This is a genomic window from Streptomyces sp. NPDC017529, from assembly GCF_044329785.1.
Lineage (GTDB): Bacteria > Actinomycetota > Actinomycetes > Streptomycetales > Streptomycetaceae > Streptomyces.
In genome coordinates this window covers 89,330-109,719 of sequence record NZ_JBIRJY010000017.1, presented here as the reverse complement: position 1 = coordinate 109,719, position 20,390 = coordinate 89,330, and the positions used below count along the sequence as shown (strand labels likewise).

The window sequence follows — 20,390 nt, the reverse complement described above, 5'->3', positions numbered from 1 at the left end:
CCGCACCGGATTCCGGCCAGGCCGCACCCCTGGGCGCCCCACGCCCCGTGCCGTACCACCGAACCCCGGGCGCCGTCCCCCCATTGGGGAATCACCCCCGCTCACGGGCCGACGCGCGCCACAATCGCCAAGGTGGACAACCAGCACGTACGCGTCGGATTCCGGGTCGAAGGCATCGTCCAGGGCGTCGGGTTCCGGCCCTTCGTGCACGCGACGGCCGCACGGCTGGCCCTGTGCGGCCTCGTGGCCAACGATCCCGCCGGAGTGCTCATCGAGGTGCAGGGCCCGGCCGGTGCCGTGGCCCGCTTCCGAGGACTGCTGGAGAGCCAGGCGCCACCGCTCGCCGTGATCGAACGCATCACCGCCAGGCCGCTGCCCCTCGCCCCGGACGCCGCCCCGGGCTTCACCATCGAGACCAGCCGCGCCGGCGAGAGCGGCCTGCCCGCACACCCGGGCGCCCCGCCCCGCACCCTGGTCCCGCCCGACATCGCCACCTGCGCCGACTGCCTGCGCGAACTCCGCGACCCCGCCGACCGGCGCCACCGCTACCCGTTCATCAACTGCACCAACTGCGGCCCGCGCTACACCATCGTCCGCGACCTGCCCTACGACCGCGCCCGTACGACGATGGCCGGGTTCCCGATGTGTGCCGACTGCACGGCCGAGTACGAGGACCCGGCCGACCGGCGCTTCCACGCCCAGCCGCTGTGCTGCCCGGCCTGCGGCCCCCGCCTGCGGCTCGTCGACCCGGCCGGTACGCCCCTGCCCGGCGACCCGCCGGCCGTGGCGGCCGGACTGCTGCGCGACGGCCGCATCCTCGCGGTCAAGGGCCTCGGCGGCTACCACCTCGCCGTGGACGCCACGCACGAACACGCGGTCCGCACGCTGCGCGCCCGCAAGCACCGGGAGGACAAGCCGTTCGCGGTCCTGGCGCCCGACCTGGCGGCGGCCGAGCTGCTGTGCGTGCTCGACGCGCCGGCGCGGGCCCTGCTCACCGGCCCCCAGCGCCCCGTCGTCCTGACGCCGCGCCGCCCCGGCACGCCGGTCGCCGCCGCCGTCGCCCCGGGCTGCCGCGACCTCGGCCTCGTCCTCCCGTACACGCCGGTGCACCGGCTGCTCGCCGACGAACTGGCCGGGCCGTACGTGCTGACCAGCGGCAACGTCTCCGACGAGCCCATCGTCCACCGCGAGGAGGACGCCTTCGCGCGGCTCGGCGGCATCGCCGACGCCTTCCTCACCCACGACCGTCCGATCCACCACCGTGCCGACGACTCCGTCGTCCGCGTGTACGCGGGCCGGACCGTACCGGTACGGCGGGCGCGCGGCTACGCCCCGCAGCCGCTGCCGCTCCCCGTCCCCGCGCCCCGCCCGGTGCTCGCCTGCGGCGCCCAGCTGAAGAACACCTTCTGCCTGGCCCGCGACCACCACGCCTTCGTCTCCCCGCACATCGGCGACCTCGCGAACGCCGGGACGCTGGACGCGTACACCACCGGCATCGACCGGTTCGCGCGCGTCCACGCCGTCGAGCCCGCACTCGTCGCCCACGACCTGCACCCCGAGTACCTCTCCACCAAGTACGCGCACGACCTCGCCGACGCCACCGGCGCCGCCCTCGTCGGCGTCCAGCACCACCACGCGCACATCGCCTCCTGCCTGGCCGACAACGGCGCGTCCGGGCCGGTCATCGGCGTGGCCTTCGACGGGCTCGGCCACGGCACCGACGGCACCCTGTGGGGCGGCGAGTTCCTCGTCGCCGACCTGCTGGGCTTCCGCCGCGCGGGCCACCTCGAACCCGTACCGCTGCCGGGCGGACCGGCTGCCGTACGGGAACCATGGCGGATGGCCGTGGCCTACCTGGATGCCTGCGCGGCGGGCGGCACCGGTCCGTACGGCGACGACCTGCCGGTACGGCACCGGCACGGCGACCGCTGGAACGCGGTGCGGGCCCTGGCGAGGTCGGGCCTCGGCTCCCCGCCCACCTCCAGCGCGGGACGGCTGTTCGACGCGGTCGCGGCGCTCCTCTCGATCCGCGACACCGCGCACTACGAGGGCCAGGCGGCGGTCGAACTGGAACGCCACGCCGACCCGGCGGTCCGCGGCACCTACCCCGTCCGCGTCGACGCGGGGCTGGTACGCACCACCGACCTCGTCCGCGCGGTGACCGAGGAGGTACGGGCGGGCACTCCCACCGAAGTCGTCGCGGCCCGCTTCCACCACAGCGTCGCCCGCCTGATCTTCGACTCCTGCCGCGCTCTGCGCGAGACCACCGGGCTGACCACCGTCGCCCTCTCCGGCGGCGTCTTCCAGAACGGCTTCCTCCTGGACCGCACCGTCCCCCCGCTCCGGCGCGCCGGCTTCGAAGTCCTCACCCACCGCCGCGTACCCCCCAACGACGGCGGCATCAGCCTCGGCCAGGCCGCGGTCGCGGCGGCCCGGGACGCGGCGGGCGAGGTCTGAGGAGCCGGTCCCGGTTCCGCCACGCCTCAGCAGATCCGCGGCAACGGGTCCCCGATCAGCATGTCCACGATCCGCGTCCCCCCGAACTCCGTGTTCACCAGCACCAAGGAGGCCGGCTCCGCCACCACCCGGCCCACGACGGCGGCGTGTTCCCCGAGCGGGTGGCCGCGCAGCGCCGCCAGCGCCGCGTCGGCGCACGCCCCGTCCACCACGACGGCCATCCGGCCCTCGCAGGCGATGTAGAGGGGATCGATGCCCAGCAGCTCCGCCGCGCCCCGGACCGCGTCGCGTACGGGGACGGCCGGCTCGTCCAGCACCACCGCGACGTCCGAGGCGCGCGCGATCTCGTTGAGGACGGTGGCCACGCCTCCCCGCGTGGCGTCGCGCAGGCACCGCACGCCCTCGCCGCAGGCGTCCAGCAGCGCCGCCACCAGGGACGCCAGCGGCGCCGTGTCCGAGACGACGTCGCTTTCGATGCCCAGTTCGCCGCGCGCCAGCATGACGGTGGTGCCGTGGTCGCCGACCGGCCCCGACACCAGGACCGCGTCGCCGGGGCGTGCTTGGCCGGCGCCCAGGGTGAGCGGGTGCTCCACCGCGCCGACGCCCGCCGTGTTGACGTAGAGCCCGTCCGCCTTGCCGCGCTCCACCACCTTCGTGTCGCCGGTGACGACCTGGACGCCGGCCGCGCCGGCCGCCCGCGCCATGGAGCCGGCGATCCGGACCAGGTCCGCGACGGGGAAGCCCTCCTCCAGGATGAAGCCGGCGGACAGGTACAGCGGGCGGGCCCCGGCCATCGCCAGGTCGTTGACGGTTCCGTTGACCGCCAGGTCGCCGATGTCCCCGCCGGGGAAGAACAGCGGCGCGACCACGTACGAGTCGGTGGTGAAGGCCAGCCGGGCGCCGCACGCGGGAAACACCGCCTGGTCCTCCAGCGGCGCGAGCAGCGGGTTGTCGAACGCTTCGAGGAAGACCGCCTCGACCAGCGTCTGGGTGGCCTTGCCCCCGGCGCCGTGTGCCAGCGTCACGCGTTCGTCGCGGATCCGGGCCTTGCGGCGGCGGGCCCGCTCGATGCGTCGCAGGACGCGTTCCTCCTGTTCGGTGGTCATGTCCGGGCCGCCTCCCGTACCGCGGACCGGGTGAACCGGCCGAAGTTGTAGTACGCGGCGCACGCGCCCTCGGAGGAGACCATGCACGTGCCGATCGGCGTCTCGGGCGTGCAGGCGGTGCCGAAGACCTTGCACTGCCAGGGTTTGAGCACGCCCTTGAGCACCTCACCGCACTGGCAGGACTTGGGGTCGGCGACCCGCACTCCGGGGATGTCGAAGACCCGTTCCGCGTCGTGGGCGGCGAAGGCGTCGCGCAGCCGCAGCGCCGAGTGGGAGATGAAGCCGAGGCCGCGCCACTCGAAGTACGGCCGCAGTTCCATGACGTCGCTCAGCGCCCGCAGCGCCTTGGCGTTGCCGTCCCAGGGCACGACCCGGGCGTACTGGTTCTCCACCTCGCACCGCCCTTCGGCGAGTTGGCGCAGCAGCATGTACACGGACTGGAGGATGTCGAGCGGTTCAAAACCGGCGACGACGAGCGGTTTGCCGTAGCCGGCCGGGATGAACTCGAACGGCCGGCAGCCGATGACGGCCGATACGTGGCCGGGGCCGATGAAACCGTCCAGGCGCAGGTCGGGCGAGTCCAGGATCGCCTTCACGGCCGGGATGATCGTGACGTGGTTGCAGAAGACCGAGAAGTTGGGCAGCTGCTCGGCGGCCGCGCGCAGCAGCGTGACCGCGGTGGACGGCGTGGTCGTCTCGAAGCCGATGGCCATGAAGACGACCCGCTTGTCCGGGTTTTGCCGGGCGATGCGCAGCGCGTCGAGCGGGGAGTACACCATGCGGATGTCCGCCCCGGCGGCCTTGGCGTCGAGGAACGAGGCGCTGCCGCCGGGCACCCGCATCATGTCGCCGAACGACGTCATGACGGTGTCCGGCTGCCGGGCGATGTGCAGCGCGTCGTCGACCCGGCCCATCGGGATCACGCAGACCGGGCAGCCGGGGCCGTGCACCAGCGTGACCTGGTCCGGCAGGTAGTCCTCGATGCCGTGCTTGTAGATGGTGTGGGTGTGCCCGCCGCACACCTCCATGAACGTGTACGTGCGGCCCGGCTCGCACAGCTCGGCGATCTTGGTGGCGAGGGCCCGCGCCGTGCCGGCGTCGCGGTACTCGTCGACGTAACGCATCAGTCGGTTCCCGATTCTCGCAGTGCGGCGATCTCGTCTTCGTACGCCTGGCCGATGCTTTCGAGGAAGTCCAGGGCGGCCCGCGCCTCGGCTTCGTCGATCTTGGACATGGCGAATCCGACGTGGATGAGGACCCAGTCGCCGGGCCCCACCCGTTCCTCCTCCAGGAGGGCGATGTTGACGGCCCGGCGGACGCCGCTGACGTCCACCCTGGCCAGGTCGGGCTGCCCGTCGAGCAGCTCGACGATCTCACCGGGAATCCCGAGGCACACGGTCACCTCCCGGGCCCGCCGCGTGGTTCTCCCCGGCGACCCGGAGGGACACCAGGGTGAACTCGTCCCCGGGCACCGTGATCAGCTCGACCGACGCGCCGTCGGCGACGGTGCCCGCCGCCACCAGCTCGAACCCCTGGGCCAGGGCCGCTTCCACCACCGCGTGCCGCTCGCCGACGCGCACGGTCAGGCCGGTGACCCGCCGTCCCCGGGCCCGCTGCTCCACGGCCTGGAGGATTCCTTCGCACAGTCCGACCTCATGCATGACTACCGTCCGTTCCCTTGTCCGCCGCGGCGGTGCCGCGGTCCATGCGCTGTTCCAGCAGTTCGCGTACGAGCCGTGCGGCCTCGTCAACCGCTCCCCTGACCGGCGGGCTCAGCCCCATCTCTTCCTCCAGGACGGCCGGTTCGCAGCCCACCACGAGCACCCACGGCAGCCGTACGCCCAGCCGCCGGAGCACCCTGAGGACCGTCTCCGGGTCCATGTCGTGGGCGTCCATGGCAGGCGTGGCCGCGTCCCGGCACCCGGGCAGCTCCTCGGCGCCCGCTTCGGGTTCGAGGACGTACAGGGTGCCCGGCGGGCCGTCGCGCCGCATCGCGTCGACGAGGACCAGGCCCTCGTAGTCGTTCATCAGCTCGTACGCGAGGTGCACTCCGCGGATGCCGAAGTCGGCGGCCCGCGCGCCGTCGGGCAGTGGCGCGGCGGCCAGCCGCTGGGCCACCGCCACGCCGAACCCGTCGTCGCCGAGGAAGACGTTGCCCACGCCCGCGACCATCACCTTCACAGCAGTTCCACCTCGTCGGGAGCGAAGTACCGGAAGCGGCCGACCGCCTCGTGCAGGTCGGCGCCGAGATCGTCGTCGAGCGTCACCGCCAGGTACGTCGCGCCGTCGACGTCCCGGAGAACCGCCGACACGCGCGCCGTACGGCCGTGCAGGAACATGTCCTGCGCGTCGGTCCGCCGTCCGCCGCCGGGCCGCAGCCGTACGCGGGAGCCCCGCGCGGCCCAGCCGCCGAGGACCTGGACGCGGTCGCTGTCCGGGTCCGGCGCGTCCCGCGGCCTGCGGACCGCTCCGTGCAGCCGCTCCAGCGTGTCCGGCGCGATGGTGTCCGCATGGTCGACGATCGCCGCCGCCCGCTCGTCGGTGGCCCTGGCCTGCCGCTTCTCCTCGTCGGTCAGGGTCATCGTGCGCAGCGTCAGCAACTCGTCGATCTCCGTGCCGTCGTGGAAGTCGGCGGGGCTCTCCTCGGCGATGCGGGGGCGGTCGCCGAGGATGATCGGGGCGCAGAGCAGGGTGGAGTCGTCGATGAGTGCGGGCCAGGTGTGCAGGTTCTCGCACCCGGCGGCCGCGCCCGCGGCCCACTGCGGCGGGTCGGTGGGGGACAGGAACCGTCCGCCGGTGACCGCCAGCAGCGTGTGGGTGCCGATGAGCGCGCCGCACAGCATGTCCGCGCGGTCCCCGCCGCCGCTCGCCGCCGGCCGCGTGTGGTTCTCCGCGCGCACCCGCACCTTGAGCAGGCCGTACGGACCGGGCACCGCCTCCGTGCTGATCCGCAGCGTGCCGCGCAGCGGCCAGCGCCTGCGGCCTGCTTCCGCGCCGCCCGGCACCGTGAACGGGCAGCTCGCGGTCGCCCCCGGCACCAGGTCCGCGTGCGTGTCGATCTCGCGTACGACGCCTTCGTCCCAGGGCGGGTCGCCGGGACCGCGCGAGTACCGCCGCTGGACCTGGAGGAACCTGAGCCGGACGGCGAGCGCCGTGCCGTTGCCGCGCCCCGGGTCCACCAGGCAGTCGGCTTGCGCGTACGAGGTCTCCGACGCGTCCGCGCCCGGGGGCGCCAGCACGCCGAACTGCCAGCGCAGCCGGTTTTTGGGCGCGGACGCCCGGTAGGGGTAGAGGATGTAGCCCTCGAAGAGCACGGCGTCCGCCACCGCGCGCGCCCGCTCGAACCCGGCAGGCTGCCCGCCGGCCGCCTCGGCGCTCACCGCATGCCTCCGCCACGGTGCTGCTCCCGTGCCACGCCCCCGCCGACCGGTCTCCTCCGCGCCCGGTCGAGGAGTTCACCGACCGTCTCCTCCCATGTGGTCAGCTGCCGTTCGTGCTTGAAGTCGCGTAGCGCGTCCAGGGTTTCGCGGCGCAGCCGCAGCCAGCCGCTGCCCGGGAAGTACAGGTCCATCACCTCGCGCCACACGGCCGCGGGCAGGTCCGCCGTGCACTCCTGGTCCCACGGGACCATCTCGACCTTTCCCTCGGTGAAGACCGTGCCGCTGAACAGCATCAGCACCGGCACCCCGCCGCCCTCCAGCGCGTGGAAGTACTGCCCGCACGCCACTTCCAGGTCGTACGAGCACGGCACCGGCACGTCGATCTCCGTACCCCCGCGGAAGCCGGGCACCATCGCTGTCACGGTGGCCAGCTGCAACGGCTGCTGGGTGGCGGCCCAGCGGCCCGGCGTCCCGAAGAGGTCGGCCAGCCGCTCCTGTTCGAGCGGGGAGTACGCGCGCAGGTGCGGCTGGATGCGCAACTGGCAGCGGAGCGCGACGGCCCGTACGTCCAGGCCCGTGCGTTCCTCGACGCGCAGCCGGAAGACGAGGGTGGGCGCCGCCGCGTACGGCTCGGGACGTACACCGGAACAGGCGAAGGCGAAGTCACCCACGGCCGCCCCCTTCCGCCGCGGGCCCCGAACCGGCGGAGCGGGCGCGCAAGCCGGCGAAGAACGCGTCCAGTTCGCCGCGCACCCGCTCCCCGCCGTCGAAGCCCCGCCAGTGCAGCCGCATCCGGCCGACCAGGTCGTAACAGGTGTCGATGGGGACGAGATGGCATTCGACCAGCTCGCCGGTGCGGCGCAGGAGCAGCGCCTCCACGTCGTCGGCGAGGTCGGCCACGTCCGGGTTGACGGCCATCACCCGCTTCCAGGCGGCGTCCGGCAGCAGCGACTCGGTGGCGCCGCCGGGGCTCGGGTAGAACACCACGTAACGGTCCAGGCGGGAGTTGCGGAAGCAGAAGGCCATGCCGACCGGCAGTTGCAGGTCCTCCCACTGCGCGGTACTGAGCGCGAAGCCGCGTACGTGGCGGTGGCGGTCGGGCACGCCGCGGTAGCGGCCGTGGGCCGCGCCGCGGTGGGTCAGCAGCACGCGGCACGCCCGGCAGACGCACAGCAGACCGCGGTCGTCCAGGTCGACCACGTGCCCGTGGCCGGTGCCGAGGCCGGCGGAGCACAGTTCGCAGCGGGGCTCGGGCGGCCCGCCGGCGGCGGGTTCGCGGAAGCGGCGCAGGCCGTGGCCGTTGGTCACGCACGCGCTCCCGGGCCCGTCGGTACGGGACACCGCGGTGGCGGCCCCGACCCGATCTGGAGCAGCGGCAGCTGCGGCGGGGTGCTCTCCACGCGTACGCCGGTGACCTCGGGCGCCACGGCCCGGACGGCCCGCTCGACGGCGTACTCCACGGTGGTGGCCGAGGAGGCGCAGCCGTCGCACGCGCCGAGCAGCCGGATCCGGGCCAGGCCCGCGGCGTCGACGCCGAGCAGCTCGACGTCACCGGCGTGCGAGCCCAGGAACGGGCGCACCTGGTCCAGCGCGTCGGCCACCCGGTCCTCGGTGCTGCGCGGATGCAGGTCGTGCAGGATCAGCAGGCTGCTCACCAGGTCGTCGGCGGCCAGCACCGCGACCTGGTCGCCGGGCAGCAGCTCGGTGATCCTGGCCAGCCCGTCGCCGTACAGCCGCATCAGCAGCCGTACCAGCTCCTCCACCTGTTCGCCGATCCGCGGTGTGGTGGCGAGCTGGGCGATCAGCTGCTCCACGCGCGCCTCGGTCTGTCGTAGCTCGTCCATGATTCAGCTCTCCGTGCCGTAGACGGTGGGGGACAGCGACTTCTTCAGCACCCGGCCGCCGCCCAGGAACATGTGCACCCCGCAGGGCATGCACGGGTCGAAGCTGCGGACGGCGCGCATGATGTCGATCCCCTTGAACTTCTCCGGCGGGTTCTCCTCGAAGATCGGCGTGTTCTGGACGGCGTCCTCGAAGGGGCCCGGCGTGCCGTGGACGTCACGGACGCTGCCGTTCCAGGGCGTCGGCGGGTAGGGGTGGTAGTTGGCGATCCGCCCGTCCCTGATCACCATGTGGTGGGACAGCGCGCCGCGCACGGCCTCGCTGAAACCGCAGCTCGCGGCGTTGTCCGGCACGGTGAACGGCGACCAGGTGTCGGTGCGCCCGGCCCGCACCTCGGCGAGCGCCCGCTCTGCGAAGTGCAGGGCGGCAGCGGCCGCGTACGCCTGGAAGTAGGTACGAGCGCGGTTGCGTTCGATGGCGTTGCTCAGCGGCTGGCCTCGGTGCATGGGGATGCGCCACTCGAAGGTGGTCTCCGGTTTGGTGGCGGTGCGCGGCAGGTTGATCAGGACGCTGTGCCCGGTGGCCTTGATGTGCCCGGTGTCCACCAGGCCGGACAGCGCCGTGGACCAGAGCCGGGCGAGCGGCCCGCCGCCGGTGTCCAGCGCGAGGTGGTCGGTGCCGTCGAACCACCGCGGCGACATCACCCAGCTGTACTTGTCGTCGAAGTCGCGCTTCTGCGGGCGCGGAATGGTGTGCTGGTTCCACGGGTGCCGGTGGTCGACCGGGTTGCCCAGCGGGTCCTCGGTGACGAACGGCTCCCGGTCCTGCCAGTCCTCGTAGAACGAACTGCCCAGCAGGATGCGGATGCCGAGGTTGATGTCCACCAGGTCGTTGGTGACCAGCCTGCCGTCGACGATCACGCCGGGCGTGACGAACGCCTTGCGGCCCCAGTCGCCCATCGTGCGGTAGTCGTAGTCGCAGTGCTCCGGGTCGTTGAACCCGCCCCAGCAGGCGAGCAGCACCCGGCGCCGGCCGACCTCCTCGTACCCCGGCAGGGCCTGGTACATGAAGTCGAACAGGTCGTCGTGCATCGGCACGACCTTCTTCATGAACTCCACATAGCGCATCAGCCGGGTCAGGTAGTCGGTGAACAGCTGGACCGTGGCGACCGTGCCGACGCCGCCCGGGTACAGCGTCGAGGGGTGTACGTGCCGCCCCTCCATCAGGCAGAACATCTCCCGCGTGGAACGGCTGACCTGAAGGGCCTCCCGGTAGAACTCGCCCTCCAGCGGGTTCAGCGACCGCATGACGGCGCCGATCGTCCGGTAGCCGTGCTGTCCGGCGTGCGGGGCTTCGGTGCGCTCGGCCAGCTCCCACACGCCCGGGTTGGTCTCGCGGACCATCCGCTCGCAGTAGTCCACCCCGACCAGGTTCTCCTGGAAGAGGTTGTGGTCGAACATGAACTCGGCGGCCTCGCCCAGGTTCAGGATCCACTCGCCCAGCGCCGGCGGCCGCGCTCCGTAGGCCATGTTCTGCGCGTACACCGAGCAGGTGGCGTGGTTGTCGCCGCAGATGCCGCAGATCCGGCTGGTGATGAAGTGCGCGTCGCGCGGGTCCTTGCCCTGCATGAAGATGCTGTAGCCGCGGAAGACCGAGGAGGTGCTGTAGCACTCCGCGACCCGGCCGCGCCCGAAGTCGATCTTCGTGTGGATGCCGAGGCTGCCGACGATGCGCGTGATCGGGTCCCACGCCATCTCGACCAGTTCGCCGTCGTCCGTTCCCTCACCCATGGTGCCCCTCTCGCCAGGAAGGCTCGTATCCGGTGGTCAGCGCGTCGCCCTTGCGACGCCACGCCGGTTCCTTCTCGACGTTGTGCAGGGTGATCGCACGCAGCGTGCGGACCAGGCTCGCGTACAGCCCGCCGGCCGGCTCGGAGACCTTCACCCCCGCCGGTTCGTCCATGAACGGCATGAACTTGTCGGGGAAGCCCGGCATGGTGCACGCGATGCAGATGCCGCCGACGTTGGGGCAGCCGCCGATGCCGTTGATCCAGCCCCGCCGGGGCACGTTGCACTTGACCACCGGGCCCCAGCAGCCGATCTTCACCAGGCACCGGTCGGAGGCGAAGCCGCCCGCGAACTCGCCCTGTTCGTAGTAGCCCGCCCGGTGGCAGCTCTCGTGCACGGTCTGCCCGAACAGCCACGTGGGCCGCAGGTTTTCGTCGAGCGGGATCACCGGCGCCTGCCCGGTGATCTGGTAGAGCAGGTAGACGAGCGTCTCGGAGAGGTTGTCGGGCTGCACCGGGCAGCCCGGTACGCACACGATCGGCACCCCGGTCCGCGACCGCCAGCCGTGGCCCAGGTAGTCCGGTACGCCCATGGCGCCGGTCGGGTTGCCGGCCATGGCGTGGATGCCGCCGTACGCGGCGCAGGTGCCGGCCGCCAGCACCACCCCGGCCTCGGGCGCGAGCCGGTCCAGCCACGCGGACGTGGTGATCGGCTGGCCGGTGGCCGGGTCGTTGCCGAACCCGCTCCAGTACCCCTCCTCCTTGATCGCCTCGTTCGGCACGGAGCCCTCGACGACCAGGATGAACGGGCCCAGCTCGCCCCTGGCGCCCCGGTGGAACCACTCGATGAAGGAGTCGGCGCCGCGCTGCGGGCCGCATTCGTAGTCGAGCATCGGCCAGTGCATCGCCAGCCGCGGCAGCCCCGGCAGGGCGCCCAGCACGATCTCCTCGATGCTCGGCTGGGTGGCCGCCGTGAGCGCGACCGACTCACCGTCGCAGCTCAGCCCCGCGTTCAGCCACAGCAGGTGGACCAGCGGTTCCCCGGCACGCCCGGCGGGTTCCGGAGGCGGCCCCGCGTGGTCGTCCGAGCCGACGGCGGCGGTCACAGCACACCACCCCGCTCCTTCCGGACGACCCGCAGCGCGCGCTGGGTCAGCTCCCACAGCGCGTGGTACACGGTCGTCTGCGCTTCCTGGATGCGGTGGACCGAGGGGGACGGGATGACGAACAGGTGGCCGAGTACGTCGAGTCCGGCCAGCCGGCCGCCGTCGTGGCCCGCCAGTGCCACCGTCAGCATGCCGCACCGGGCGGCCTCCTCCAGCGCCCGGACGACGTTGGCGGACCCACCGCTGGTCGACAGCCCGACCGCGATGTCGCCGCGCCGCCCGAACGCGGCGAGCTGACGCGCGAAGACCACGTCGAAGCCGACGTCGTTGGACAGCGCCGTGACCACCGCGGCGTCGCTGGTCAGCGACAGCGCGGGCAGCGGTACGGCATCGGGCACCGGCCCGGCGGGCGGGTGCAGGAAGGTGGTGGCCAGGCCCTGGGCGTCCGTGGCGCTGCCGCCGTTGCCGAAGGCGAACAGCCGGCCGCCGGCCGCGAAGCGCTCCGCCATCTGCTCGGCGCAGGCGGCGATCCGCGGCGCGCAGTTGGCGGCGACCTCCCGCCGGAGCGCGGTGATCTCGGCGACCTTCTCCCGCGTCGAACGCGCCACCTCGTCGGCCAGGTCGGTGGCGGGCTCCGTAGCGGCCGGCACCCGCTTCTCGTACAGGAACGGGTACAACTCCCGTACGGCGTCCGGGACCTCAGTCATCCGCGCCTCCCGGCTGCGGCGGCGCGGCGGTGTCGCCGGCCAGGGCGATGGCCTCCCCGGCGTGGACGAGGACGGTGGCGCCGGGGACGGCGTCGACGAGCGCGACGCTGATCTCCACGCCGTCGCCGGCCGGGTCTTCCGCGCCGCCTCCCGCTTCCTCCTCGCGGGCCAGCGCCATGCCACCCGGGAGCAGCCGCAGCACCCGCATCGGACGCGCCTCGTCCGAGCACGTCACGCACACGTCGTCCAGGCAGTCCGGAACACCGGGCCGCGCCGCCTCCGCAGCGCTCCCCGTGCCCAGCCGGTCGAGGAAGACGTGCGTCAGCTCCCACACCAGGTGGTACGCCGTCACATGCACCTCCTTGACGACCAGCGGGTCCGTGCCGCCGAGCACCAGGACGTGGTCGGCGGGCGGCGCGTCGGCGCGGGCACCGCCGCACAGCGCGACGGTGAGCAGCCCCGACTCCCGCGCCTGGGCCAGCGCCCGGCGCACATTGGGGCAGCGGCCGTCCGGCGAGACGCCGAGCGCGATGTCCCCGGCGGCGGCGAACGCCCGCAGCTGGTGGGCGAAGACCTCGTCGAAGCCCTGCCGGGCGCCGACGCCGCTGAGCGTCGCCGAGTCGTTGCCGAGGGCCAGCGCCGGCAGCGCCCGCTTGCCCACCACGACCGGATGCATGAACTCGACGGCGATGTGGCTCGCGTCCACGCCGGACTCGCCGTTGCCGAACACGATCAGCTTGCCGCCGCCCGCGAACCGCCCCGCCACGTCCCGGCACGCCGCCGCCACCCGGCCGGCCGCCCCGGCGAGATCGCGGGTGGCCGGGACACGGCGGGAGAAGGCGTGGCGTACGGCCGTCTCGTCGACGTCCGGGCCGCTCATCGGCGTGCTCCCGGCGGGCCGCCGTGCGGCAGGTTGACGGGCATCGTCGCTCAACTCCCTACGTGGAGGACGATGACGCAGGTGTCGTCCTCCGGATTGGTGTGCAGGACGGACAGCAGGGTCTGCAGGTGTTCCTCGGGGCTGCCGCAGGCGCCCTGTCGCGCGGCGGACAGCAGCAGGTCCTCCCGGTCGCCGGCCCGGTCGGCGCGGCGCTCGACCAGGCCGTCGGTGTAGAGGACCAGACGGTCACCGACGTGCAGGGGAAGCGCTTTGAGCGCGTAGCCGGGATCCAGGCTGGCGCCCAGCGTGGTCCCGTCGTCGTTGCTCAGCTCGGTGGCCCGGCCGCCGCGTACCAGGACGGGCGGCGGGTGCCCGGCGCGGGCCCAGGACAGGGTGCGCCGCTCCGGGTCGAAGTGGCCGACGACGGCGGTCGCCGTCAGCGACTCGTCGTGGCCGTGGAAGGCGACCAGGTTCAGGCAGTCGAGGATCTGGGCCGCGTCGGCGCCGGTGTGCGCGATGCCGAGCAGCGCGTTGCGCAACTGCGCCATGCCCGCCGCGGCCTGGAGGCCGTGCCCGAGCACGTCCCCGATGGCGATCAGCACCCGGCCGTCGGGCAGCGGCGCGGCCTCGAACCAGTCGCCGCCCACCCGGGCGCAGTTCTCGGCGGGTTGGTAGCGGACGGCCGCCCGCAGCCCGGGGAGCGTGGTGTGCACCCGCGGCAGCAGCGCCAGTTGCAGTTCCTCCGCCATCCGCAGCTGCCGCCGTTCGACCTCTCGGCGGGACGCCTCCAGCTCCGCCTCCATGCGCCGGACCGCGGAGATCTCCTGGACGACGCTGCGCAACGCCACCAGGTTGCCCAGGCTGTCGCGGTGCAGTTCGGCGTTGACGCTCACGTGGCGCAACCCCTCGGCGGCGCGCGTACGGACCTCGAACCACACCGGTTTGGGGTTGCGGGCCAGCGACTGCACGGCGCGCACGACGGCCGGCAGGTCCTCCTCGACGACGTATCCGGGCAGGGCTTCCAGCGGCAACGGTCCGTTCAGCGGGTCGGTTTCGAGGATGTCGTACATCCTCCGCGACCAGGTGACGTCGCCGGTGACCAGGTTCCACTCCGCCCAGCCCAGGTTGGCCAGCCGCTCGGCGTCGTCGATCCGGGCCGTCATCCGCGCCTGCTCGTCATGGAACTGCCAGCTCACCAGCAGGCCGCCGCCCACCCGCTGGGCGCGCACGCTCAGCACGGCCGGGTGCAGCACGCCGTGGAACGGCTCCTCGTACGAGAACGGGCCCCGGTCCAGCGGCACGCCGGTCTCCAGGACCGTCACATAGGCGTCGAAGATCCCGGACAGGACCATCCCGGGGAAGGCGTCCAGCAGGCGGCTGCCGGTGATCTGCTCGGGCGTGCGGCCCAGGAGGTCCGTGGCGTGCGCGTTGCAGCGGTCGATGGTGAACTCTACGACCCGGCCGAGCGGACCGCGCACCGGGAAGAGCAGCGCGGCCGGTACGGGGATCGCGTCGATGACCGCGCCCAGCCAGGCGGCCCGTACGCCGTCGTCCGGCAGCCCCAGGGCGGCCAGGCAGCGCAGCCGTTGCCCGGCGGAGTCGGTCAGCGCCTCCAGCCGGCCGCGGGCCGTGGCGGTGGACGGCGGGGGAGCGGACCAGATGACGCTCACCACGCACACCACGGTGCTGGGCCCGGTGCCGGAGTCGCGCGCCCCGAGGGGGCGCGGCGCGTTCGGCGCGTCGCTCCTGGCCGACACCCAGGTCAGGGTGCGGCCGCCGGCCTCGTCGTCGAGCCATACCTGCTGGTCCGCTTCGGCCATGCGGGCCAGCGGGAGTATGCAGTGCAGGGGCACTTGCGACCAGTCGCTGACGGTCCGCGCGGCGGAGCCGGCGACGCCGCTCATCCGCAGGACGCCCTCCATGTCCAGGACTGCCAGCAGCACCGCGGCGGCGTCCCAGGGCCGGACCCGTTCGTGCAGCCGGTGCGCCAGCTCCGCCGGGCTGCGGGCGGTGGCCAGGTCCACGGCTCCGTCGGGCGGTCCGTATCCGAGGGGGACCGTTACCTCACGGCAGTGGGCCCGTACGGACCGGCCTCCGGTGCCCAGGGCCGGGCCGCCGGCGGATCCGGGCGGGCCGGCCCCGGGGACGTCCGCGGCGGCGCCCGCCTGGGCGCCCACTCCGGGAACGCCCACCAGTCCGCTCGCGCAGGCCCGCGCCTGGGGCTCGTCGCACCCGAGGTGTTTGATCAGGAGTTCCGCGACGCGTGCGGTGGTCAGCACGGGCCGGGCCGTGGAGGTGTCCTCCGCCAAGGGGCGGCCCTCCTCCGGCCGGGCACCGGCGATACCGCTCTCGCACCGGACCATGGCACCTCGTCGCTTCTTCGAAGGCACCTGCGCCCGCCCCACACGTTCTCCGGATGTCGCACGGGTGTCGTACACACACGACCGGTCGGGAGGGCCTGCCTCATGTTGGCTGATATCTATCAGTGCCTACTCGATCACGGTGGGGAGTGGCCGTTAATGTCCAATGCCTTTGTTGCGACATGCTCACGCGCCTGAAGGTGAGCGGTGGTTGTCCGGAATTGATCAGCGAGGTGCCACGCCCGACGGGTGGCGCACCTTCGCTCTCATCACGCATTATGTGTGAGGAAGGCCGGAAAGATCTGATACCAAGGAACGGGAGCCGTGACCGGAGAATGACCGCCAACGCCCTGCCCGCACACATCCCGGACACCATGCGCGCCGCCGTCCTGCACGCGCCCAAGGACCTGCGGACCGAGGAACGGCCCGTCCCGCGCCCCGGGCCCGGACAGGTCCTGGTCCGTGTCGAAGCGGTCGGCATCTGCGGCTCCGACGTGCACTACTACGAGCACGGGCGGATCGGCGACTTCGTCGTCCGCGCCCCGATGGTCCTCGGGCACGAGCCCGGCGGCACCGTCGTCGCCCTCGGCCCCGGCGCGACCCGGCACCGGCCGGGGCAGCTCGTCTCCCTCGAACCCGGTGTGCCGTGCGGGACCTGTGCGCAGTGCCGCCACGGCCGCTACAACCTCTGCCCCGAGGTGTCCTTCTACGCCACCCCGCCGGTCGACGGCGCCCTGTGCGAGTACGTCGCCATCGACGAGGACTTCGCCCACGCCGTCCCCGGCACGCTGACCGCCGAGACCGCGGCCCTGCTGGAGCCGCTGTCCGTCGGCGTGTGGGCGGCGCGCAAGGGGCGGATCGGGCCCGGCTCGCGGGTGCTGGTCACCGGCGCGGGCCCCATCGGCCTGGTCGCCGTCCAGACGGCCCGCGCGTTCGGCGCCACCGAGGTGGTCGTCACCGACATCGCGCCGCAACGGCTCGACCTGGCACGGCAGTTGGGCGCCACCGGCACGGTGGACGTCCGCGGCACCCGGCTCGCCGCGACCGGCTACGCCCCCGACGTCCTCCTGGAGTGCTCCGGCGTCCCGGCCGTCGCCGACGAGGCGATCAGGACCGTCGGGCGGGCGGGACGGGCGGTGCTGGTGGGGATGGGCGGGGACACCGTGCCGCTGCCGCTGGCCCATGTGCAAAACTTCGAGATCGAGGTCACCGGCACCTTCCGGTACGCCAACACCTGGCCGACCGCCATCGCCCTGGCCGCCTCCGGGGAGGTGCGGCTCGACCGGCTGGTCACCCACCGGTACGGCCTGGAGGAGGCCGGGCAGGCGCTCACCGCCGCGGCCCGCGACCGTACGACGATCAAGCCCCTGGTGTGTCCGCTGCCCGGCTGACCACCCGCGGCGAGGACCAGAGAGGGAAAGGGACGCCGGATGCCCGCCAAGGCACGGCCCTCGCAGGCCGCCGTCGAACAGCGGCGGCAGTCCGTCCTGCGGTACGTCGCCGACCACGGGGACCTGCGCATCGACACGCTCGCCGCCCGCTTCGACGTCAGCCTCATGACGATGCACCGCGACCTCGACGACCTCGCCGGGCGCCACCTGCTCCGCAAGGAGCGTGGGCGCGCCGTCGCCTTCCCCGCGCTCACCATGGAGACCGCCACCCGCTTCCGGGAGGACACGGGCCTGCCCGCCAAGACCGCCCTGTGCGCCGCGGTGGCCGGGCGCGTCGCCCCGGGCAGCACCGTGCTGATGGACGACTCCACCACCCTCTACCCGCTGGCCGGCATGCTGGCCCGGCACGAGCGGCTCACGGTGGTCACCAACTCCGTCGGCCTCGCCCGGCGCCTGGGAGCGGCGCCCGGCGTGGACGTCACCCTGCTCGGCGGCCGGTACCGGAGCGAGTTCGACTCCTGCACGGGACCGGAGGTCACCCGCGCCCTCGCCCGGATCCACGCCGATCTGCTGCTGACGTCCGCCACCGCCGTACTCGACGGGCGGCTCTTCCACCCGCTGAGCGAGTACGTCGAGGTCAAGGAGGCCATGCTGGGCTCGGCCGGCGAAGCCGTGCTCCTCGCCGACCACACGAAGTTCGGCAAACGGGCCACCTACGCGTACGGCACCGCCGCCCGCTACCGGACGGTCGTCACCGACACCGCCACCCCCGCCGCCGAGCTGGCCGCCCTGCGCGCCACCGGCACCGACGTGCGGACCGTCGAACCGGCCGCGGACTGAGCCGCGCGGCCACGCGTCACGTGCCGGCGGGCGGCAGGGCGGCGACCGTGTCGAGAAGGCCGTTGACGTCGCTCAGGGCCGCCTGCCCGTCGTCGGTGCCGGCCTGCCGCGGGTCGTCCAGGAAGTCGGCGGTGCAGGCCATCAGCTGGTACATGGCGCCGATGGGTTTCAGGCCGTAGGAGGCATCCAGGAGGTAGCGCGTGATGATGCGGGCGGTGAGCAGGCCGCCGTTGTCGTCGCGGGCGAGGACCAGGGCGAGCGCGAGGTTGCGGTCGGCGTCGTCCGGCTGCCAGGAACCACCGAGGTCACGGGCGAGGGCGGTGGCCTGGGAACGGATGTCGGATGCCGCGTTCATGGTCCGACCGTGCCACACCGCCGGGCCGCGCGCTTCGAATGGGCCCGCGGACGCGTCACCCCACCGGGTGAAGACGGCGGCCGTCCGGCGTACGGCGGTGCCCTTCCGGGCAGGCCATTGGCCGCGTGGGCCCGGCGGCCCTGAAACGGTCAGGGCGGCGCGGGGCCGGTATGCGGAAAGGGGAGTTCTGTGGGACCGGACGAGACCTATGAGCCGCCCGTCGTGCAGGAGATCGGCGGCTTCACCGAGCTGACGTTGGGCTCGAACACCGGCACCTTCTTCGAAGGCGGCTACGCCCCCTGGTACTGGCAGATCCCGCCGGCGGGCTGACGGACCTTGACCGCCGAGGTGTGGTTCGCGGTCTTCCCCGACGGCGGCCGCGGGCCGGCCGCGGCGCGGCTGCTGCGCGCCCGGGCGACCGCGGTGGTCAACCACCACTCCGGACGCCCGTGGCTGATGGGCAGCTGGCCGGCCGGTCTGGTGGTGGTCGCCGCCGCGGGAAGCGCGCGGATGGCGGTGATCGGGCGGTGCCCGGTCACCGCCGAAGCGCTCGCGGACCGGCTGCGCGCACTCCGGGACGTCTCCGACACCGAGCGGGCGCTCGCCGGGCTGCCGGGCAGCTTCCACGCGGTCACCTCGGCGGGCGGCCGGGTCCGGGTGCGCGGCAGCGCCTCGGCGGTACGGCGCGTCTTCCACGCCCGGGTGGCCGGCGTGACGGTGGCGGCCTGCCGCGCCGACACCCTGGCGGCGGCGGTCGGCGCGGGCGTGGACGAGCGGCAGGTGGCACTCCACCTCCTGGCGACGCCCCCGCCGTACCCGCTCGGCGACGGTCACGGCATCTGGCGCGGCGTCGAGTCCGTGGCCGCCGGGCACTGCCTGCTGCTGGACGAGGACGGGCGGGCCACCACCCGGCGGTGGTGGACACCGCCGGAACCCGAGCTCACGGCGGGCCACGGGGCGGACGCGGTACGCCGCGCGCTCACCGCAGCGGTGGACTCCTGCACCGCCGGCCGCGAGACGGTGAGCGCGGACCTCTCCGGCGGCATGGACTCCACCAGCCTGTGCTTCCTCGCGGACCGCGGCCCGGCCCGCCTGGTCACCTTCGGCTGGGAGAGCGTGGACCCGGCGAACGACGACGCCGCCTGGGCCGCGCGGGCGGCCGCCCGACTGCCCGGCGCAGAACACGTACGGCCCGAACGGGCCCGCGTGCCCTTGCTGTTCAGCGGCATGACCGATCCGAAAGCGGTCTCGGACGAGCCGGGCGTCTGGGCCCGTGACAGCGCCCGGCTCGCCATGCTCGCCGGCCACCTGACCGGGCGGGGGTCGGGGCTGCACCTGTCGGGCGGTGGCGGTGACGAGCTGTTCGGCGACCTGCCGCCGTACCTGCACGACGTCCTGCGCAGCCACCCCTGGGCGGCGCTCGGCCGCGTACGCCGGGACCGGGCCGTCCGGCGCGGGCCGCTGTGGCCGCAGCTGCGCGGCCTGGCGGACCGCAGCGCCTTCCACCGGTGGCTGACCGCCTGGGCCGACCACCTCACCCAGGACGCGGCGCGGCCCGCACCCGCCCGCTACACGTCCGGCACGGCCTGGGGCATGCTGTCGCCGATGCCGCCCTGGGCCACCCAGGAGGCGGTACGGGCGGCACAGGACCTGCTGCGCGCGTCGGCCGCCGAGGACCCCGAGCCGCTCGCAGAACGGCGCGGCCGGCACGCCGCGCTGAGTGCCGTGCAGACGTGCGGCCGCGCTTTCCGGCAGGTCGACCAGGTGACGTCCGGCCTCGGACTGCCGTACGCCGCGCCCTTCCTCGACGACGGTGTGATCGAGGCCGCGCTGTCCGTACGGGTCGCCGAGCGCGGCGCGCCGGGACGCTACAAGCCGGTGCTCGCCGAAGCCATGCGGGGCGTCGTCCCCGACCTGCTCCTGGCCCGGTGCACCAAGGGCGAGTACACCGCCGACTTCTACTCCGCCCTGCGCCGGAACCGGTCCGCCCTCGCGGAACTGTTCAACGCATCCCGTCTGGCCGAGGCAGGCCTCCTGGACACCACGGCCCTCGGCGCCGGTCTCGGCCGGCCCCAGCTGTCCGCTGACGTGCTGCGCGCCCTCGACAACACGCTGGCCTGCGAGGTGTGGCTGCGTTTGGTGCCCGGCGGGCCGGTGTCCGGCGCGGGTTGACGCCGCCG

The 20,390-nt window shown here is 73.7% G+C and carries 20 protein-coding genes; 5 read left to right on the top strand and 15 right to left on the bottom strand.

Annotation, left to right across the window (positions count from 1 at the left end; translation table 11 throughout):
• Positions 1–132 precede the first annotated feature (132 nt).
• The gene (hypF, locus tag ACH4K4_RS30905) at positions 133–2,457 is read left to right on the top strand and encodes a carbamoyltransferase HypF (RefSeq protein ID WP_398171794.1); all 2,325 of its coding nucleotides are present in this window, start codon (positions 133–135) and stop codon (positions 2,455–2,457) included.
• A gap of 26 nt (positions 2,458–2,483) precedes the next feature.
• Here hypF and hypE read toward each other — a convergent pair whose 3' ends face one another.
• The 14 genes from hypE to ACH4K4_RS30835 form a co-directional block, all read right to left on the bottom strand.
• On the bottom strand, positions 2,484–3,563 hold the full coding sequence (hypE, locus tag ACH4K4_RS30900) for a hydrogenase expression/formation protein HypE (RefSeq protein WP_398171793.1): 1,080 nt from the start codon (positions 3,561–3,563) through the stop codon (positions 2,484–2,486).
• The gene (gene hypD, locus ACH4K4_RS30895) at positions 3,560–4,687 is read right to left on the bottom strand and encodes a hydrogenase formation protein HypD (RefSeq protein ID WP_398171792.1); all 1,128 of its coding nucleotides are present in this window, start codon (positions 4,685–4,687) and stop codon (positions 3,560–3,562) included. The genes hypE and hypD overlap by 4 nt, the downstream gene beginning before the upstream one ends.
• On the bottom strand, positions 4,687–4,959 hold the full coding sequence (locus tag ACH4K4_RS30890) for a HypC/HybG/HupF family hydrogenase formation chaperone (RefSeq protein ID WP_398171791.1): 273 nt from the start codon (positions 4,957–4,959) through the stop codon (positions 4,687–4,689). Before ACH4K4_RS30890 ends, hypD begins: the two co-directional genes overlap by 1 nt.
• Entirely contained in the window at positions 4,937–5,224 is a 288-nt protein-coding gene (locus tag ACH4K4_RS30885; protein WP_398171790.1) for a hydrogenase maturation nickel metallochaperone HypA, read from the bottom strand. The genes ACH4K4_RS30890 and ACH4K4_RS30885 overlap by 23 nt, the downstream gene beginning before the upstream one ends.
• Entirely contained in the window at positions 5,217–5,735 is a 519-nt protein-coding gene (locus tag ACH4K4_RS30880; protein WP_398171823.1) for a hydrogenase maturation protease, read from the bottom strand. Before ACH4K4_RS30880 ends, ACH4K4_RS30885 begins: the two co-directional genes overlap by 8 nt.
• Positions 5,736–5,740: 5 nt before the next feature.
• Positions 5,741–6,943 carry a hypothetical protein gene (locus ACH4K4_RS30875; RefSeq protein ID WP_398171789.1) on the bottom strand — a complete coding sequence of 401 codons (1,203 nt, stop codon included), beginning with the start codon at positions 6,941–6,943 and terminating at the stop codon, positions 5,741–5,743.
• Positions 6,940–7,614 carry a DUF6084 family protein gene (locus tag ACH4K4_RS30870; RefSeq protein WP_398171788.1) on the bottom strand — a complete coding sequence of 225 codons (675 nt, stop codon included), beginning with the start codon at positions 7,612–7,614 and terminating at the stop codon, positions 6,940–6,942. Before ACH4K4_RS30870 ends, ACH4K4_RS30875 begins: the two co-directional genes overlap by 4 nt.
• Complete coding sequence (locus tag ACH4K4_RS30865; protein ID WP_398171787.1) at positions 7,607–8,251, bottom strand: DUF5947 family protein; 645 nt, start codon at positions 8,249–8,251, stop codon at positions 7,607–7,609. The genes ACH4K4_RS30870 and ACH4K4_RS30865 overlap by 8 nt, the downstream gene beginning before the upstream one ends.
• Positions 8,248–8,787: a NifU family protein gene (locus tag ACH4K4_RS30860; RefSeq protein ID WP_398171786.1), complete on the bottom strand. Its 540-nt coding sequence runs from the start codon at positions 8,785–8,787 to the stop codon at positions 8,248–8,250. The genes ACH4K4_RS30865 and ACH4K4_RS30860 overlap by 4 nt, the downstream gene beginning before the upstream one ends.
• Before the next feature lie 3 nt (positions 8,788–8,790).
• Complete coding sequence (locus ACH4K4_RS30855) at positions 8,791–10,575, bottom strand: nickel-dependent hydrogenase large subunit (protein WP_398171785.1); 1,785 nt, start codon at positions 10,573–10,575, stop codon at positions 8,791–8,793.
• Positions 10,568–11,605, bottom strand: a complete 1,038-nt coding sequence (locus ACH4K4_RS30850; protein WP_398171822.1) for a hydrogenase expression protein HypE — start codon at positions 11,603–11,605, stop codon at positions 10,568–10,570. The genes ACH4K4_RS30855 and ACH4K4_RS30850 overlap by 8 nt, the downstream gene beginning before the upstream one ends.
• A 68-nt stretch (positions 11,606–11,673) precedes the next feature.
• Positions 11,674–12,384 carry an SIS domain-containing protein gene (locus ACH4K4_RS30845; RefSeq protein WP_398171784.1) on the bottom strand — a complete coding sequence of 237 codons (711 nt, stop codon included), beginning with the start codon at positions 12,382–12,384 and terminating at the stop codon, positions 11,674–11,676.
• The gene (locus ACH4K4_RS30840) at positions 12,377–13,264 is read right to left on the bottom strand and encodes an SIS domain-containing protein (protein WP_398171783.1); all 888 of its coding nucleotides are present in this window, start codon (positions 13,262–13,264) and stop codon (positions 12,377–12,379) included. The genes ACH4K4_RS30845 and ACH4K4_RS30840 overlap by 8 nt, the downstream gene beginning before the upstream one ends.
• A 50-nt stretch (positions 13,265–13,314) precedes the next feature.
• Entirely contained in the window at positions 13,315–15,627 is a 2,313-nt protein-coding gene (locus tag ACH4K4_RS30835; protein ID WP_398171782.1) for a SpoIIE family protein phosphatase, read from the bottom strand.
• A gap of 332 nt (positions 15,628–15,959) precedes the next feature.
• Between ACH4K4_RS30835 and ACH4K4_RS30830 the strand changes: the two genes are divergently transcribed.
• Positions 15,960–17,015, top strand: coding sequence for an NAD(P)-dependent alcohol dehydrogenase (locus ACH4K4_RS30830; RefSeq protein ID WP_398171781.1), 1,056 nt, complete (start codon positions 15,960–15,962; stop codon positions 17,013–17,015).
• A gap of 39 nt (positions 17,016–17,054) precedes the next feature.
• The gene (locus ACH4K4_RS30825; RefSeq protein WP_398171780.1) at positions 17,055–17,855 is read left to right on the top strand and encodes a DeoR/GlpR family DNA-binding transcription regulator; all 801 of its coding nucleotides are present in this window, start codon (positions 17,055–17,057) and stop codon (positions 17,853–17,855) included.
• A 16-nt stretch (positions 17,856–17,871) separates the two neighbouring features.
• Here ACH4K4_RS30825 and ACH4K4_RS30820 read toward each other — a convergent pair whose 3' ends face one another.
• Complete coding sequence (locus ACH4K4_RS30820; RefSeq protein ID WP_398171779.1) at positions 17,872–18,210, bottom strand: hypothetical protein; 339 nt, start codon at positions 18,208–18,210, stop codon at positions 17,872–17,874.
• A 189-nt stretch (positions 18,211–18,399) separates the two neighbouring features.
• Between ACH4K4_RS30820 and ACH4K4_RS30815 the strand changes: the two genes are divergently transcribed.
• Together ACH4K4_RS30815 and ACH4K4_RS30810 are read left to right on the top strand one after the other, a co-directional pair.
• Positions 18,400–18,540 carry a lasso RiPP family leader peptide-containing protein gene (locus tag ACH4K4_RS30815; protein WP_398171778.1) on the top strand — a complete coding sequence of 47 codons (141 nt, stop codon included), beginning with the start codon at positions 18,400–18,402 and terminating at the stop codon, positions 18,538–18,540.
• A gap of 6 nt (positions 18,541–18,546) precedes the next feature.
• Positions 18,547–20,382 (top strand): asparagine synthase-related protein, encoded by a 1,836-nt coding sequence (locus tag ACH4K4_RS30810; protein ID WP_398171777.1) that lies wholly within the window; start codon positions 18,547–18,549, stop codon positions 20,380–20,382.
• Positions 20,383–20,390: the final 8 nt, after the last annotated feature.